This window comes from Chromatiales bacterium (genome assembly GCA_020445605.1).
Classification (GTDB): domain Bacteria; phylum Pseudomonadota; class Gammaproteobacteria; order JAGRGH01; family JAGRGH01; genus JAGRGH01.
In genome coordinates this window covers 1-1186 of sequence record JAGRGH010000011.1, presented here as the reverse complement: position 1 = coordinate 1186, position 1186 = coordinate 1, and the positions used below count along the sequence as shown (strand labels likewise).

The following is a 1186-nucleotide window of genomic DNA, read 5'->3' as shown; positions in this document are numbered from 1 at the left end:
TGTCCAAGGCGAAGTTCGAGCGCACGAAGCCGCATGTGAATGTCGGGACGATTGGTCACGTGGACCATGGCAAGACGACGTTGACCGCGGCGATCACCACGCACCAGTCGAAGAAGTTTGGTGGTGAGGCGAAAGGCTACGACCAGATTGACAGCGCGCCCGAAGAGAAGGCGCGTGGGATCACGATTGCGACCGCGCACGTTGAGTACGAGTCGCAGGCGCGCCACTACGCGCACGTGGATTGCCCGGGACACGCCGATTACGTCAAGAACATGATCACCGGTGCGGCGCAGATGGACGGGGCGATTCTGGTGGTGTCGGCGGCCGACGGCCCGATGCCGCAGACTCGCGAGCACATTTTGCTGGCGCGCCAGGTTGGTGTGCCCTACATCGTCGTGTACCTGAACAAGGCGGACATGGTCGATGACGCGGAGCTGCTCGAGCTCGTCGAGATGGAAGTGCGCGAGCTGCTGTCCAAATACGAGTTTCCGGGCGACGACACGCCGATCATCACCGGTTCGGCCTTGAAGGCGCTCGAGGGCGACAGCTCTGATATTGGGACTGCATCGATCGACAAGCTGATCGAAGCGCTTGATGCGTACATTCCCGATCCGGTGCGCGATACCGACAAGCCGTTTCTGCTGCCGATCGAGGATGTGTTCTCGATCTCCGGGCGCGGCACGGTGGTGACCGGTCGCGTGGAGCGCGGGGTGATCAAGGTCGGAGAGGAAATCGAGATTGTCGGCATCAACCCGACGACGAAGACGACCTGCACGGGTGTGGAGATGTTCCGCAAGCTTCTGGACCAGGGGCAGGCGGGCGACAACGTCGGTGTGCTGCTGCGCGGGACCAAGCGCGACGAGGTCGAGCGTGGCCAGGTGCTGGCGAAGCCCGGCACGATCACGCCGCACACGCACTTTGAGGCCGAGGTCTACGTGCTGAGCAAGGAAGAGGGTGGTCGGCACACGCCGTTTTTCGCGAACTACCGGCCGCAGTTTTACTTCCGCACGACGGACGTGACCGGTGCGGTGAGTCTGCCGGAGGGCACCGAGATGGTGATGCCGGGCGACAACGTGAAGATCACGGTGAAGCTGATTGCCCCGATCGCGATGGAAGAGGGGCTGCGCTTTGCGATTCGCGAAGGCGGACGCACGGTCGGTGCCGGCGTCGTGGCGAAGATTATCGA

General features: G+C 62.8%; 1 protein-coding gene. It reads left to right on the top strand.

All coding sequences use genetic code 11. The annotated features are described in order from the left end of the window. Positions 1 to 1186 (top strand): elongation factor Tu (gene tuf, locus KDG50_02255; GenBank protein MCB1864224.1); only part of this gene is annotated, 1186 nt, incomplete at both ends.